General features: G+C 62.5%; 16 protein-coding genes and 1 pseudogene. 10 read left to right on the forward strand and 7 right to left on the reverse strand.

Annotated features, from left to right (window positions below):
• A partial coding sequence (locus AC0L2C_RS27555) for a hypothetical protein (protein ID WP_473524904.1) occupies positions 1 to 189 on the reverse strand: 189 nt, incomplete at its 3' end.
• 10 nt (positions 190 to 199) lie between these two features.
• On the opposite strand from AC0L2C_RS27555, the gene AC0L2C_RS27560 reads away from it, so the two are divergent.
• The 7 genes from AC0L2C_RS27560 to recQ all read left to right on the forward strand — a co-directional run bounded on the left by AC0L2C_RS27560 (position 200) and on the right by recQ (position 7,081).
• Positions 200 to 727, forward strand: coding sequence for a TRAP transporter small permease (locus AC0L2C_RS27560; protein ID WP_473524905.1), 528 nt, complete (start codon positions 200 to 202; stop codon positions 725 to 727).
• A 4-nt stretch (positions 728 to 731) separates the two neighbouring features.
• Positions 732 to 2,012: a TRAP transporter large permease gene (locus tag AC0L2C_RS27565; RefSeq protein WP_023800078.1), complete on the forward strand. Its 1,281-nt coding sequence runs from the start codon at positions 732 to 734 to the stop codon at positions 2,010 to 2,012.
• A gap of 9 nt (positions 2,013 to 2,021) precedes the next feature.
• Positions 2,022 to 2,798, forward strand: coding sequence for a FadR/GntR family transcriptional regulator (locus AC0L2C_RS27570; protein WP_023800077.1), 777 nt, complete (start codon positions 2,022 to 2,024; stop codon positions 2,796 to 2,798).
• 27 nt (positions 2,799 to 2,825) lie between these two features.
• Positions 2,826 to 3,683, forward strand: coding sequence for a 5-dehydro-4-deoxy-D-glucuronate isomerase (gene kduI, locus AC0L2C_RS27575; RefSeq protein WP_287224973.1), 858 nt, complete (start codon positions 2,826 to 2,828; stop codon positions 3,681 to 3,683).
• The gene (gene kduD / locus AC0L2C_RS27580) at positions 3,680 to 4,447 is read left to right on the forward strand and encodes a 2-dehydro-3-deoxy-D-gluconate 5-dehydrogenase KduD (RefSeq protein WP_128173605.1); all 768 of its coding nucleotides are present in this window, start codon (positions 3,680 to 3,682) and stop codon (positions 4,445 to 4,447) included. The genes kduI and kduD overlap by 4 nt, the downstream gene beginning before the upstream one ends.
• 28 nt (positions 4,448 to 4,475) lie before the next feature.
• Positions 4,476 to 4,814: a cupin domain-containing protein gene (locus tag AC0L2C_RS27585; RefSeq protein ID WP_128173604.1), complete on the forward strand. Its 339-nt coding sequence runs from the start codon at positions 4,476 to 4,478 to the stop codon at positions 4,812 to 4,814.
• Between the two features lie 422 nt (positions 4,815 to 5,236).
• Positions 5,237 to 7,081 carry a DNA helicase RecQ gene (gene recQ / locus AC0L2C_RS27590; RefSeq protein WP_473524906.1) on the forward strand — a complete coding sequence of 615 codons (1,845 nt, stop codon included), beginning with the start codon at positions 5,237 to 5,239 and terminating at the stop codon, positions 7,079 to 7,081.
• Between the two features lie 36 nt (positions 7,082 to 7,117).
• On the opposite strand, the gene AC0L2C_RS27595 is transcribed toward recQ, so the two are convergent.
• On the reverse strand, positions 7,118 to 7,426 hold the full coding sequence (locus AC0L2C_RS27595) for a YecA family protein (protein ID WP_023800072.1): 309 nt from the start codon (positions 7,424 to 7,426) through the stop codon (positions 7,118 to 7,120).
• Between AC0L2C_RS27595 and AC0L2C_RS27600 the strand changes: the two genes are divergently transcribed.
• A complete protein-coding gene (locus AC0L2C_RS27600; protein WP_473524907.1) occupies positions 7,425 to 7,670 on the forward strand; it encodes a type II toxin-antitoxin system PemK/MazF family toxin in 246 nt (81 codons plus the stop codon). The two genes, AC0L2C_RS27595 and AC0L2C_RS27600, sit on opposite strands and share 2 nt — an antisense overlap.
• 102 nt (positions 7,671 to 7,772) lie before the next feature.
• Here the strand turns inward: AC0L2C_RS27600 and AC0L2C_RS27605 are convergent, their stop codons facing one another.
• Both AC0L2C_RS27605 and AC0L2C_RS27610 read right to left on the reverse strand, forming a co-directional pair.
• Positions 7,773 to 8,096: a hypothetical protein gene (locus AC0L2C_RS27605; RefSeq protein ID WP_287345540.1), complete on the reverse strand. Its 324-nt coding sequence runs from the start codon at positions 8,094 to 8,096 to the stop codon at positions 7,773 to 7,775.
• 78 nt (positions 8,097 to 8,174) lie between these two features.
• The gene (locus AC0L2C_RS27610) at positions 8,175 to 9,068 is read right to left on the reverse strand and encodes an alpha/beta fold hydrolase (protein WP_473524908.1); all 894 of its coding nucleotides are present in this window, start codon (positions 9,066 to 9,068) and stop codon (positions 8,175 to 8,177) included.
• A 188-nt stretch (positions 9,069 to 9,256) separates the two neighbouring features.
• Here AC0L2C_RS27610 and AC0L2C_RS27615 point away from each other — a divergent pair, with 188 nt between their 5' ends.
• The gene (locus tag AC0L2C_RS27615) at positions 9,257 to 10,237 is read left to right on the forward strand and encodes a Tim44 domain-containing protein (RefSeq protein ID WP_287345563.1); all 981 of its coding nucleotides are present in this window, start codon (positions 9,257 to 9,259) and stop codon (positions 10,235 to 10,237) included.
• Between the two features lie 120 nt (positions 10,238 to 10,357).
• Here the strand turns inward: AC0L2C_RS27615 and AC0L2C_RS27620 are convergent, their stop codons facing one another.
• The 3 genes from AC0L2C_RS27620 to AC0L2C_RS27630 all read right to left on the reverse strand — a co-directional run bounded on the left by AC0L2C_RS27620 (position 10,358) and on the right by AC0L2C_RS27630 (position 12,973).
• Positions 10,358 to 11,251 (reverse strand): LysR family transcriptional regulator, encoded by an 894-nt coding sequence (locus AC0L2C_RS27620; RefSeq protein WP_473524909.1) that lies wholly within the window; start codon positions 11,249 to 11,251, stop codon positions 10,358 to 10,360.
• Positions 11,252 to 11,382: 131 nt separating this feature from the next.
• Complete coding sequence (locus tag AC0L2C_RS27625) at positions 11,383 to 11,736, reverse strand: cyclophilin-like fold protein (protein WP_473524910.1); 354 nt, start codon at positions 11,734 to 11,736, stop codon at positions 11,383 to 11,385.
• A gap of 124 nt (positions 11,737 to 11,860) precedes the next feature.
• Positions 11,861 to 12,973 (reverse strand): alpha/beta hydrolase, encoded by a 1,113-nt coding sequence (locus AC0L2C_RS27630; protein ID WP_473524911.1) that lies wholly within the window; start codon positions 12,971 to 12,973, stop codon positions 11,861 to 11,863.
• A gap of 201 nt (positions 12,974 to 13,174) precedes the next feature.
• Between AC0L2C_RS27630 and AC0L2C_RS27635 the strand changes: the two are divergent.
• Positions 13,175 to 13,429: pseudogene (locus AC0L2C_RS27635) on the forward strand (hypothetical protein); the annotation flags it as partial.
• Positions 13,430 to 13,675: the final 246 nt, after the last annotated feature.

Consider the following 13,675-nt stretch of genomic DNA (forward strand, 5'->3'; position numbering starts at 1 on the left):
CCCCCCCACCCCCGCCCGGTGGGGGCCGCGCAAAAAAAACCCCCCCCCCCCCCCCACCCGCGCGGGGTGTGCCCCCCCCCCCGGGGGGGGGTTCTTTCCGGGGGGGGGGGGGGCCCCCCCCCCCCCGCCCCTCTTGCGGAGAGAACCAGTGACCTCCAGCTCAGAACAGAGACCGTCCCTGTCCGGCATCGCGCGCGTGATGTCGCGCGTCAGCACGGCGGCGCTGTGGATCGCCGGCATCGGGCTGGTGCTGATGACCGCTTTCGTCGCCTGGCAGGTGTTCGGCCGCTATGTTCTGAACCGCTCGCCAAGCTGGACCGAGCAGGGCTCGGTGATGCTGATGAGCTGGTTCATTTTCCTCGGCGCTGCCGTCGGGGTGCGCGAGAACTATCACCTCGGCTTCGACGTCCTCCTCTACGTGCTGCCGAAAGGCGGAAAGCGTTGGCTGAGGATGATCTCGGATCTCGTCGCGCTCGCCTTCGGCATCGGCATGATCTGGTATGGCAGCCAGCTGGTCGCGCTGACCTGGGGCGCCACCTTGCCGTCGCTCGGCATATCGGGGGGCTGGGACTACGTCCCGCTTGTCGCGGGAGGCGTGCTCATCGTGCTGTTCACGCTGGAGCGCGTCGTGCTTCGCCTCTCCGGTGCGCCGATCGACGATGCGCTCGACGAATTGCCGCCGGCGGAAGTCGCAGCCGAACTCGACACAGCCAACGTGAAGGTCTGACGCCATGGAACTCTGGATACTTTTTGGCGTCTTCACCGTCCTGATGCTCATCGGCACGCCAATCGCTTTCTGCCTCGGCGTCGCAAGCTTTGCCACCGTTCTCTATATGGGCCTGCCGCCGCTCATCGTGTTCCAGCGCCTGAATTCCGGCATGAGCGTCTTTTCGCTGCTGGCCATTCCGTTTTTCATCTACGCCGGCGACCTGATGGTGCGCGGCGGCATCGCCAGCAAGATCGTTGCCTTCGCCGGCTCGCTGGTCGGCCACATGCGCGGCGGCCTCGGGCAGGTCAACATCGCGACCGCTACACTGTTCGGCGGCATTTCGGGCTCCGCCGTGGCGGAGGCCGCGGCGGTGGGCGGCTTGATGATCCCGCAGATGAAGGCGCGTGGCTATGGAGCGGATTACGCCGTCAACGTCACCTCGATGGCGGCGCTGATCGCGCTGCTGCTGCCGCCGTCGCACAACATGATCATCTACTCGATCTCGGCAGGCGGAAAGATCTCCATCGCCGACCTGTTCACCGCCGGCATCATCCCGGGCCTGCTGTTGGCCCTGGCGCTGATGATCACCGCCTACTTCGTGGCGCGCTCGCGCGGCTATCCGACCGAGCCGTTTCCTGGCTTCGCCGCCGTCGCGCATCTCTTCGCGGTCGCGGTGCCAGGCCTGCTGCTGATAGCGATCATCTTCGGCGGCGTGCGATCGGGCGTTTTCACAGCCACCGAGAGTTCCTGCATCGCCGTCATCTATGCATTGCTCGTGACTGTCCTGGTCTACCGGCAGATGACCTGGGAAGGTTTCGTTCATGCCACCCATGGCGCCGTGCGCACCACGGCCATGGTGCTGCTCATCATTGGCATGGCAGCGGCGTTCTCGTGGTTGATGGCCTTCCTCAAAGTGCCGGCAGCGCTGATAGCCTCGATGAACGCGATCTCGGAAGATCCGCTGGTCGTGCTGCTCCTGCTCAACCTCTTGATGCTGTTCCTCGGCACCTTCATGGACATGGGGCCGACGATCATCATTTGCACGCCGATCTTCCTGCCCGTGGCGCAGGCCTACGGCGTCGATCCGGTGCATTTCGGTGTCATCATGATCCTCAACTTCGGCATCGGGCTGAACACGCCGCCGGTAGGCGCAGTGCAGTTCGTGGCGTGCGCGGTGGGCAAGATATCCGTCTGGGAAGCGATGCGCTCGATCTGGCCGTTCTATGGGGCCGGCATCGTGGTGCTGGGGCTCGTCACTTACATTCCGGCCATCTCGCTATGGTTGCCGAGCGTCTTCAAATAAGGGCTGGCAATGGCATCGGATATGGCAATCAACCTGAAGGTCGAACGCAAGCCCAAGCTGTCGGAGACCGTGGTCGCGGCGATCCGCAAGCAGTTGCAGGCGGGCGAGATCCAGCCAGGCCAAAAGCTGCCGACCGAGGGTCGGCTGACCGAAACCTTCGGGGTCAGCCGCACCGTCATCCGCGAAGCGCTGGCCAAGCTTGCCGCCGACGGTCTGGTCGAGCCGCGCCAAGGCGCCGGGGTCTTCGTCACCGAGCACATCTCGACGATGTTCGGCACGCTGGCTGCGGACATCGGCAGCAAGGATTCGATCGCGCTCAACGTGCTGGAGGTGCGCCTGGCGATCGAAATCGAATCCGCCGGGCTGGCCGCTATCCGTCGCAATGCCGCGCAGGAAGCGGCGATCCAGGAGGCGTTCTTCGAGTTCGAGCGGCTGCTGTTGAACAGCGAGCCGACAGGTCCGGCCGACCTCGCCTTCCACCGGGCAATCGCCAGCGCCACCAACAATCCGTTCTATGTCGAGATGCTCGACGTGCTCGGCCGGCGCGCCATTCCTTGCGACGTGACATCGCCGTGGTCGACAGAACTCGCCCAATCCGACGCCTATCAGCGCGGCCTGCAAGACGAGCATCTGGTGATCCTGAACGCCATTACATCTGGCGATGCCGAGTCCGCGCGCGAAGCGATGCGCGCGCATCTCAGCGCCAGCCAGCAGCGCTATCGCGAGCGCCTGCATGCACGTCAGATTTTCTATGCCGATTCGGTCAAGGCCGCGGCAACCGAATGACCAATGAGGCAGCCCAATGGGACAGCAATGAATCACACTGAAAACCACACCGACTTCACCTCGCGCTTCGCCATCGACCCTGTCACCGCCGCGGCGATGGGGACGGACGAGCTCCGCCACAATTTCCTGATCGAAGGCCTGTTCCAGCTCGGCCGCATCGGCCTGACCTACACGCATTACGACCGCATGATCGTCGGCGGCGCCATGCCAGCCGGGACACCGCTTCCGCTGCAAGCGATCAAGCCGACCGGAACAAAGAACTTTCTCGATCGCCGCGAAATGATCGCCGTCAACATTGGCGGCGCCGGCATCGTCAAAGCCGGCGGCCAGTCCTACGAGCTGCAACCCCGCGACATGCTGTATCTCGGCATGGGCGCCAATGAGGTGTCATTCGCCTCAGTCAATCCAGCCGAGCCGGCCAAGTTCTATCTGCTCAGCGCGCCGGCGCATCAGAGCCATCCCAGCCAGCTGATCCGCATCGGCGATGCCAAGCGCCTCGATCTCGGCAGTCAGGCGACCTGCAACGAGCGCTCGATCTTCCAGTTCATCCATGCCGAGGGCGTCAAAACCTGCCAACTCGTCGTCGGCATGACCCAGCTCGCCCCAGGCTCGGTCTGGAACACCATGCCGTGCCATGTGCATGACCGCCGCATGGAGGCTTATCTCTATTTCGACCTGCCGGAGACGGCGCGGGTGTTCCATTTCATGGGCGAGCCGGACGAGACGCGCCATCTCGTCATGCGCAACGAGGAAGCGGTGCTGTCGCCGGGTTGGTCGATCCATTCGGGCGCCGGCACCTCCAACTACGCCTTCATCTGGGCGATGGCCGGCGACAATGTCGACTATACGGATGTCGATCCGGTAGCGATGGAAGAGCTGCGATGAGCGACCTCTCGGCTTTCAGCCTGGCCGGCAAGCGCATTCTCGTCACCGGCGCCAACACCGGCATTGGCCAAGGCATCGCCCTGTCGATCGCGCGCGCCGGTGGTGCGGTGGTCGGCGTCGGCCGCTCTGCAATGGATGAGACCGCGGAAAAGATCGGCGCGTCGGGCGGCCGCTTCGAGGCGGTGCGCTGCGATCTTGCCGACCACGCCGCCGCCCAGGCGATGCTCGATCGCGTCTGGGACGAAACCGGGCCGCTCGACGGGCTGGTCAACAATGCCGGCATCATCCGGCGCGCCGACGCCGTCGATTTGGGGCAAGCCGATTGGGACGATGTCATGGACGTCAACCTGAAGACGGTGTTTTTTCTCAGCCAGAGCTTTGCCCGGCGCGTGCTTGCCGATCCCGAACGGCGCGGCAAGATCGTCAACATCGCCTCGGTGCTGAGCTTCCAGGGCGGCATCCGCGTCGCCTCCTACACCGCCTCGAAACACGGCGTGGTCGGCATTACCCGGTTGCTCGCCTGCGAATGGGCGTCGAAAGGCATCAACGTCAACAGTATTGCGCCCGGCTACATCGAAACCAACAACACCGAGGCGCTGCGTGCCGACCCGGACCGCAGCACCGCCATTCTGGCGCGCATTCCGGCCGGGCGCTGGGGCGGGCCGGAAGACATCGGCGACGCGGCCGTCTTCCTGCTGGCGCCGGCGTCAAACTACATGCATGGCGCGGTGGTGCCGGTGGACGGCGGCTGGCTGGCGCGATGAGGCGCATGCCCATGACGAGGATGTGGCGATGACCGGAACGAAGATCTTTACGCATGCCGGCGAGGGCGCGTGGACGCCGACCCCGGATGGCAATCGCAGGCGTGTGCTGCTGCACACCGACGAATTGATGATGGTCGAATTCGGGTTCGACAAGGGCGGTGTCGGCGCGCTGCATTCGCACCCGCATGTCCAGGCGAGCTATGTCGCCGAAGGCCGCTTCGAGGTCACCATCGACGGCACGACCGAGATCATGGAAACGGGAAGCAGCTTCATTGTCCCTGCCAATTTGGTCCACGGCGTCAAGGCGCTCGAGGCCGGCCGCCTGGTCGACAGTTTTACACCGCACCGCGCCGATTTCCTCGTCTGACGAGAACCCCCGCAGGGCACTACGCAGCGGCAGCCTGTCTCGGAAGCAAAAAGCCCGCGCCTCCGGAGAGACGCGGGCGTGTTGCCTGGGCGCTTGTGGCGCCGCGGTACTCAAAACATCACCGCAGGACCTGAACCTGCCGAATCATGGTGAAGATAGGATTAATCGGCCCGAGCCGTTGCGCGATATTCACAGCCGAAGCGAATAGAGGCTGGAATCACGCTCGCATATCCGCCAATGAGGCGGATAACTTTCAGACGGAGCCGACGGAGACAGGACTTGAGGAGCGTTCGAATGTCCGAATCGGCTGTCCAAGCGGTCACCCGACGATTTGCCAGGGAGCTTTGGCAGGTCACGTCGCCGCTGACTCGGGCCGTTCCCCCAATGCCTTTTCGGGCAGCGCCGATCATAGAAATTCCCTGATGCAGGCAGCGGCGGCGAGCGTCCCGGCGGAGGATCCCAAGCGGCGCGTCCTGAAGGACGTGTTCGGCTTCGACGATTTTCGTCCCGGCCAGGACGCCGTGACGGAGGCGCTGCTGGCCGGGCGTCATGTGCTGGCCGTCATGCCGACCGGCGCCGGCAAATCACTCTGCTACCAGGTCCCGGCGCTGGTCCTGGGCGGTCTCACCATTGTCGTTTCGCCGCTGGTGGCGCTGATGCAGGACCAGGTCGCCGCATTGCGTCTTGCCGGCGTGGCCGCCAATACGATCAATTCCTCGCTCGACCGCGATGCCAATGTCGCCGCATGGCGCCGCGTCGCGGCGGGCCAGACGCGCCTGCTCTATCTTGCACCGGAGCGGCTGATGACCGCGCGGATGATCGAGGCGCTAGCCAGGCTCGACATCCGGCTGATCGCTGTCGACGAGGCGCATTGCATCTCCCAATGGGGGCCGTCTTTCCGGCGCGAATATGAAGAGTTGTCGCGGCTGCGCGACATTTTCCCTGATGTGCCGATCATTGCGCTGACGGCGACAGCGGACGAGGCGACGCGCACCGACATCGCCGGACAATTGTTCGCCGGGCGTGTCGAAACCCTGGTGCTGGGCTTCGACCGGCCGAACATCAAGCTTGGCGTCGAGGCCAAGCAGGACAGCAAGCGCCAATTGCTGGGCTTCGTGCAGCGTCATGCCGGCCGCAGCGGGATCGTCTATTGCCTGTCGCGCAAGAAGACGGAAGAGATGGCGGCGTTCCTCGAGAAGAACGGCGTGCGCGCCCTGGCCTATCATGCCGGCATGAGCAAGGAGGCGCGTGAAGCAAATCAAAACGCTTTCATGACCCTGTCGGGCGTGGTGATGGTGGCGACCATCGCCTTCGGCATGGGGATCGACAAGCCTGACGTCGCCTATGTCTTCCACACCGACCTGCCGGGCAGCCTCGAAGCCTATTATCAGGAAATCGGCCGCGCCGGCCGCGACGGGCGGGCTGCCGAGGCACATATGCTCTTCGGTCTCGGCGACATTCGCATGCGGCGGCTTTTCATCGACGACGAGGACGCGCCGGCGGAGCATAAAAGGCGCGCGCATGGCCGGCTCGATACGCTGATCGGCTATTGCGAAACGGCCCAGTGCCGTCGCCAGATCCTGCTTGGCTATTTCGGCGAACCAGCAATGCCTTGCGGCAATTGCGACAACTGCCTCGACCAGACGCCGCATTCGGATGGGGAGGCGGAGGCACGGATCGTCTTCGCGGCCATCGCGCAGACCGGCGAGCGTTTTGGCGCCGCCCATATCGTCGATGTTCTGCTCGGCCATGAAACCGAGAAGGTCCTGGCCAGGAACCACCAAAGGCTTGCCAGCTTCGGGACCGGTGTGGCGCGCAAGAAGGATGTCTGGCAGTCGCTCATCCGCCAGCTCGTCGCGGGAGGGTTTGTGACTTTTGACTCAGGCGGCCATGGCGGCCTTGCCATCGCCGAAAAGGGCCGTGAGCTGGCCCGTGGCGAGGTCGCGTTCCGGTATCGCGTAGAGGTGCGGAACCGCGCGGCACGAGACAAGACTCGTCCCACCCCGAATGCTGCCGCGGGCACGGAAGACCTGGATACCGCGCTCTTGGCCACGCTCAAGGCGGTTCGACTGCGTCTCGCCCGGGAGTGCCAGGTGCCGGCCTTCGTCATCTTCTCCGATCGCACGCTGATCGACATGGCCGAACGCTGCCCGCGCGACCTCGACGCCTTCGCCGCAGTCAATGGCGTCGGCGCCGCAAAACTCAGGGAATTCGGCGAGATCTTCCTCGGCGCAATCGCTGCGCACCAATCCCGTGGATCGGCCTGAGACAGCCAAGGATCAAGTCCGCGGTGCTGCATCAGGTCAATTTGCGAGACAGCATTTCTTCGCTTTCTTGCCGCTGCCACAGGGACATGGGTCATTTCGTCCGACATGGCGCAAAGGATTTGTGACCAGCGCTGTCAGGCTCGGCAACTCGTCGAGCCAGGTCTTTTCAGGCAAGGGCGATTGCCGATCTTCCTCGTCAGGAAACCCTGCATGGCGGCTCCATTCCAACGCTTCAAGCACATCGTCGATATAGTCGAGACCGGCACGCCTGAATCGGTCCTCGATATCGTTCGGGCTTTGCTCGGCTGCCAGGAGATCGTCTTCGAAATCACTGAGTTCAAGCATGCCCAATGGGACGCGGCCGTCGTCCGACGAGACGGACGCGTCATTGTTCCGTCTGTCCGTCGAACCGAACGAGCGCAACGGGCTGCTCACCGTCTGCCGACTGATGGTGGACAAGATCACCACGGTCCCAAAGTCCAAGATCGGCGCAAATATCGGGCGGTTAGACGACGCGGACATCCTGCGCCTCAATCAGGCCGTTATCGTTTTCCTCGGCTTGGCCGTGTCGCCGAGACTGAAGCCGTGACGGTGAGGATGACAGAATCCACGGAGCCGTCGAGCCTCGGCTGTAATACTGCGAAATCGGTCATTTTCAGCCTTCGGCAGCAGGCTCTCACCGATGCCGCAATCAGCACCTGCTTCGTCTCACAGCTGCGATCGCGGCCTCCTGCTGCTGCAATTGCTCGATTTTCGCGTTCTGGCGGACTGTGACGGTAGTGGCGACACGCCGGGCTCCCCATAGCCAGTTCGGAATGTTGGTTTTCGCGACTTTGCCCCGGGTGATCGCTGTCGCCGACAGCTCCTTGGCGACTCCACCCATGGCCACGTTGAGTTCGACGCAACTCATCCTGTCGTATTTCGCGGCATCAAAGGATGCATGGAAGGGCGATGCGCAACCTCCGACAAACACGATGCTGCATATCAGGGATATGGCTGGCGAGATGGCTTTCATTTTATCAAGCAGATTTGACGCCGGACGGGCGAATGAGGCATGTGAAGCTCTACAACACTCTGCCCTGGGCGTCATTCCCTATTCAACCTCGAAGAATTTCGAGAGAGCCGCTGCGGTCCGGTGAGGGTGCTCTTCTGGAAAGAAGTGCCCGCCCGGAACGGGACCTCCTTCTACTCTGTCGGCCCATTTCCTCCAAATAGCCAGCGGTCCGCCTTGCTCCGCATACCAGGTCTCCAGGCCGCCCTGGCTACTCCACAGTGCCAGGAGCGGACACTTGATGCGACGACCGTTTATCTGGTCCAGCGCGTCATGCTCACGATCGAGCGTGGCAGCGGCCCGATACTCTTCGCAAATCGCGTGAATATGAACGGGATCGCGAAGCGCCTTGACATAAGCTTCCCTGATCGTTGCAGAGAACATTTCTGCCGGCGATCCCCACTGCACAATCGCATTGTCGACGATGGCATCGGGCGCCGCGCCGATCAGCCGCTCCGGCAGCGGTTCCGGTTGCGCAAGCAGGCTCCAGGGCCAGAAGCCGAGAGCCAGTCTGGCATCCGCCCTGTCCCACGCGGCGGCGGTCGGGATGACGTCGAGGACCGCGACCCTGGATATCTCATCTGGGTGATCGAGTGCCAGGCGATAGGCGACCCGCCCGCCGCGGTCGTGTCCGGCAACCATGAACCGCTCAAAACCCAACTGCTGCATGACTTGAACCATGTCTGCGGCCATGGCGCGTTTGGCGTATGGGCTATGCTCGGCCGAGGAGACCGGGCAGCCGCTTTGCCCATAGCCGCGAAGATCGGCGGCGACGACTGTGAAGCGGGGCGCCAGGGCCGCGGCAATATCCCTCCACATCAGATGCGTTTCTGGAAAACCATGAAGCAGCAGCAGCGGCGGACCGGTTCCGCCGACCCTTGCGAAAATGGTCGTGTCGTCCAGTTGCAAGCTGGTGGCCCTGAAACCTGCAAACACCGTTTTTCTCCTCGGTGTGCCTCAGGCGACAACGCACAAGGTGGCAGAAGGATCACGGTCGGCTGCTTTGCTGAATTTGTGGCGGTCCTGGAATTCTCCTCAATTGCCAGGTACGGAAGCTGCGGCCACTGATATTTCGATCGGCGCACCCCATATAGCGCCAAAGTGTCGCTTGAGGATTTGCCATGATGATTTCGCGTTCGAGCCGGTTTGCCGTTTTGTTTGCAGGACTGTTCCTGGCTTTTTCCATGGTCACGGCCGATTACGCCGAGGCGCGGCGTGGCGGCAGCTTCGGCAGCCGCGGCACGCGCACTTTCCAGTCGGTCCCGCCGACCAGGACGGCGCCACAGCCGGCCGCGCCGGTTGAGCGCTCGATGACGCCCAACACCGCAACGAACAATGCGGCCCGCCAGACACCGGCAGCCCAACGACCAGGGATCTTCAGCGGCCTCGGCGGTTCGATGATGCGCGGCCTGCTGCTCGGCGGTCTGATCGGACTTCTTTTGGGCCAGGGGTTCGGCGGCTTGGCTGGCATGTTGGGCCTGCTGCTGCAAGGACTGCTGATCGGCGGCGCGATCATGCTGATCATCCGCTTTTTCCGGTCGCAATCGGCACGCAACCAAGCGCCTGCCATGGCCGGTGTTCCGCGGAGCATGGGCAATTTTGGGCGAAACGCGGCAGCCCAGCGCGAAGCGGACAACGTCACATCTTTCCCCATTCCAGGCATCGGGTCTGGCTTTGGCCGGACGGCTCCAGCCAACGATCAAATTACGATGACGCCGGCCGATCTCGATACATTCCAGCAGCGGTTGACCGAAGTTCAGGAAGCGTTCGGGCGTGAAGACCATGCTGGCTTGCGCCGGCTGGCGACCCCCGAGATGGTGTCGTACCTGTCCGAAGAACTTGCCGACAATGCCAAGAACGGCATCAGGAACGAGGTGTCGAACGTCAGCCTGCTGGAGGCCGATATTGCGGAGAGCTGGCGGGAAGATGATCGTGACTACGCGACGGCTGCCCTGCGCTACGAGTCTCTTGACGTAATGCGCGATCGCGCCAGCGGCAAGATCGTCGCCGGCGAAGCCGATCGGCCGACGGAAACAACCGAACTGTGGACCTTCACGCGCCAGAACGGCGGCGACTGGAAGCTGGCGGCAATACAGCAGCCCTGACCGTTATGCTGCAGCCTCGGCGGTTCACGTCATCTGGCGAGCCATGATGTATGGACGGTTGTCGTCGCCCTCTTTGCGGGGCTTCAGTGGCAAGAACGTCGAAGCCCGCGGCATCGATAGTCAGTCGCGATGGCGCAGCGCATCGACCAGGGCAACGAAAGCAGGCGAGGATTGCCGGCGGCTCGGATAATAGAGATGGTAGCCATCCCAATAGGGCGACCATCCTTCCAGGACCCGCGCCAGCCGCCCTTTGGCGATGTGGGGAAGGGCCATTTCTTCCGGAACATAGCCGAGGCCGCGGCCGGCCAGCGCGGCGTCCAGGACATGAAAGATGTTGTTGAAGACGAGCTGCCCATCGACGCGAATTTTGATCTCGCGGCCGTTCTCCTCGAACTCCCACACATAAAGGGCCCCGGACGTTGGAAAACGGTAGTTGATGCAATTGTGCTGCACGAGATCCTGCGGCTTCTCCGGCGCGGGATGCTCGGCAAAGTAGGATTTTTCGCCGACGACCGCGAAGCGGAAATCCGGTCCGATGCGAGCCGAGATCATGTCTTTCGCAAGCTGCTCGCCCATGCGGATCCCGGCGTCAAAGCGCTCCGTCACGATGTCGGTGAGGCCGTTGTCGAGCAGGAGTTCGACCTTGATGTCGGGATATTTCGGGAGAAAGCGTTTCAGCTTGGGCCAAAGGATGCTGCTGATTGCATAGTCGGGCGCCGACAGCCGGATGGTTCCAGCGGGCTTTTCTCTCAGTTCGTTCAGGGCATCGACCTCGATTTCGATCTGGTCAAAGTGCGGCCCAATCCGCTGCAAAAGCCTCTCTCCCGCCTCCGTGGGAGCCACCGCGCGGGTCGTGCGTGTGAGCAGGCGAACGCCAAGGCGCGCTTCGAGTTGACGGATCGTGTGGCTTAGCGCCGATTGCGATATGCCGAACCGGGCTGCGGCGCGCGTAAAACTACGCTCCCGTGCAACAGCCAGGAACGCGAGCAGATCGTTGACATTCTGCCGCGGCACTCATGAATCCTTGTGATAGCCAGAATTCGATTATACCGGATGAATCGAAGGCGAACACTGAGATTCATTGAGCGGCAGCTATTCGATCCGCGCTCGCCCCGGCGACGAACTACGAGCGGATTGCGCAGGTTTCAGTCGGCGCGTTCAACGCGGATGGTGACGGAACCGGGACGATCGAAGATCGAGACATCGCCAGTGACCTGCCCGAGCCTGATGATGCCAGGCGCCGGGAGGAGACCGCTCCGATAGTAGATCACGAAATGATCGGAACTCCATAGCCCAAGCGTGCCGGCAGAGAAGTCGCGCTGCCGCGCCAGCTCGGGCAAGGCGGAAGGCAGATTGCCGGTCTTTTCCTGGCGCAGATGATCGGACATCTCGATCGTAAGCGGCAGCATCTGCGCCAGAGATCTTGCGGCCTCGTTATCGGCGAGATCGGCTGTGACCTCGCCCCAATCCGAAAAAATGCGAATGCGTTCTTGAGCCATGCCAGATCCAACCGTTCCGAGTGCAATAACAGCGGCGTTCAGCAACAGTTTCGTGCATGCCGTCGTGTCTCCCGATCTATGCTGATGGAGCCTGTTCCGTCCGGTACAGGCTCCGTCGCGCCGCTCACGCGGAGAGGTGCTGATTGAAGAAGCTGGTCAGCTTGTCGAACGGGATCAGGTCGACGCGATCGTAGAGGTCGACATGCCCGGCGCCGGAAACCCACACAAGCTCCTTCGGCTCGGCCGCTCGCCTGTAGGCATCCTCGCTGAACTCGCGGGAGTGAGCCTGATCGCCGGCGATGAACAGCATCGGGCGCGGCGAGATCGTCTCGATGTCGTTGAACGGGTAGAAATTCATGAATTTGACGTTGCTGGTCAGCGTCGGATGCGTGGTGATCTGCGGGTTTGCGCTGGCGGGCGTGAATTCACCCCGCGGCGTACGGTAGAAATCATAGAATTCCCGCTGGATCGGATGGGTGTCGGCGGTCAGCTCATGCACCGTGCCGCTGGTATATTCGACCTCGCCGCCTTCAAACTCTGCCCAGCGCCGCTCGGCAGCTGCAGCAATGGCCTGCTTGCGCTGCTCGACGCTCAGTGAATGGTTAAGCGCGTTGCGGTTGGCGGCCCCCATATCGTACATGCTGACGGTTGCGACGGCGCGCATCCGCGGGTCGATCTTGGCCGCGCTGATGACGAAGCTGCCGCTGCCGCAGACGCCGATCGCGCCGATGCGGTTTCTGTCGACGAATGGCCGTGTGCCCAGGAAATCGACCGCGGCGCTGAATGCTTCGGCGTAGACATCCGGTGAAACGATCTGGCGGGCCTCGCCCTCGCTTTCGCCCCAGAACGGCAGGTCAATGGACATGGCGACGAAGCCCTGTTCGGCCATCTTGGTGGCATAAAGATTTGCGCTCTGCTCCTTCACCGCACCCATCGGATGCCCGACGACGAGCGCCGGATGGCGCGCATTGCGGTCGAGCTTGTTGGGAATGAACAGATTGCCCACAACGTTCATCTCGTATTGGCTCTTGAAGGCGATCTTTTCCAGCGTCACCCGATCACTGGTGTAGAAGTTGTTGGCGCCGTTTGACATGTCTTGAGCCTTTGCGAAGGGGATGTTGAACAGCGACGCCGCACCGAGCGCGGCAACGCCGGCGCCGGTCAGCTTCAGGAGATCACGCCGGGCAAAGTCGACACTGGACTGCGCGGTGTTCTCGATTCCGCTCTGCTTGGTCATGCCTGTCTCCTTTGATCGTCCTGAACTGTCGCAGGCCTGCCGGGCCATGCTCATTTCCTCGGCATGTGCGGCAGTGTTGCGAATGTTCAAATAGAATAGCGACGACGCCGGCGATCGATTAGGCGGCAAAATCCGCATGTCGTTATGAGGGTGATTCATCAATCGAATAGCGCAGGCTCGTCCCGAAGGTGAACAGATTCGTCCGCCTCCGGCCGCATCTGCATGCACAGGAAGAAGATCGTCACCGTGCCCGCCGATCAAAGGTTCGGCGTCAACGAGTTCGACGATGGCATTTGGCCCTTGAGCCTCATGCCCTATGATCTTGGATACTTCGACCTGGAACAGAGGACATTGGCAAAGCCCCATCCCGCATTCTTGGCGCAGCCGGGATGCTCGCACCTATGGTGTATAATGCCGGGGCGCGTAACGGGCTCCATTGCATCGGAAGGCGGATAGTTCGTCACTCATGCTATGATCCTTCCTTCTGAGCAGGAGGTGGACTAGCCACCTCTGCGAACGGTGCGGAAAGCACGAGTTCATGCATGTCGAGACGCTTATCCCAACCGCTCGGGAACGGCAGGGCATTCGGGTTAGGCGGCTTGCCGAAAGGTTCGAATCCTGTCGGGTGCAGCATTGCCGCAGTTCGCTTGCCGACAACTATTCCTGCTGGAATTGACAGGGCCAATCTTCAGGCCTCGTCAA

It is taken from the genome of Mesorhizobium sp. WSM4845 (genome assembly GCF_055811455.1).

Coding starts and splice junctions, on each gene's coding strand:
- AC0L2C_RS27565 (WP_023800078.1), top strand. CDS start 732: ATGGAACTCTGGATACTTTTTGGCGTCTTCACCGTCCTGATGCTCATC.
- AC0L2C_RS27570 (WP_023800077.1), top strand. CDS start 2,022: ATGGCATCGGATATGGCAATCAACCTGAAGGTCGAACGCAAGCCCAAG.
- recQ (WP_473524906.1), top strand. CDS start 5,237: ATGCAGGCAGCGGCGGCGAGCGTCCCGGCGGAGGATCCCAAGCGGCGC.
- AC0L2C_RS27615 (WP_287345563.1), top strand. CDS start 9,257: ATGATTTCGCGTTCGAGCCGGTTTGCCGTTTTGTTTGCAGGACTGTTC.
- kduD (WP_128173605.1), top strand. CDS start 3,680: ATGAGCGACCTCTCGGCTTTCAGCCTGGCCGGCAAGCGCATTCTCGTC.
- AC0L2C_RS27605 (WP_287345540.1), bottom strand. CDS start 8,096: ATGAAAGCCATCTCGCCAGCCATATCCCTGATATGCAGCATCGTGTTT.
- AC0L2C_RS27585 (WP_128173604.1), top strand. CDS start 4,476: ATGACCGGAACGAAGATCTTTACGCATGCCGGCGAGGGCGCGTGGACG.
- AC0L2C_RS27630 (WP_473524911.1), bottom strand. CDS start 12,973: ATGACCAAGCAGAGCGGAATCGAGAACACCGCGCAGTCCAGTGTCGAC.
- kduI (WP_287224973.1), top strand. CDS start 2,826: ATGAATCACACTGAAAACCACACCGACTTCACCTCGCGCTTCGCCATC.
- AC0L2C_RS27625 (WP_473524910.1), bottom strand. CDS start 11,736: ATGGCTCAAGAACGCATTCGCATTTTTTCGGATTGGGGCGAGGTCACA.
- AC0L2C_RS27560 (WP_473524905.1), top strand. CDS start 200: ATGTCGCGCGTCAGCACGGCGGCGCTGTGGATCGCCGGCATCGGGCTG.
- AC0L2C_RS27600 (WP_473524907.1), top strand. CDS start 7,425: ATGCCCAATGGGACGCGGCCGTCGTCCGACGAGACGGACGCGTCATTG.
- AC0L2C_RS27595 (WP_023800072.1), bottom strand. CDS start 7,426: ATGCTTGAACTCAGTGATTTCGAAGACGATCTCCTGGCAGCCGAGCAA.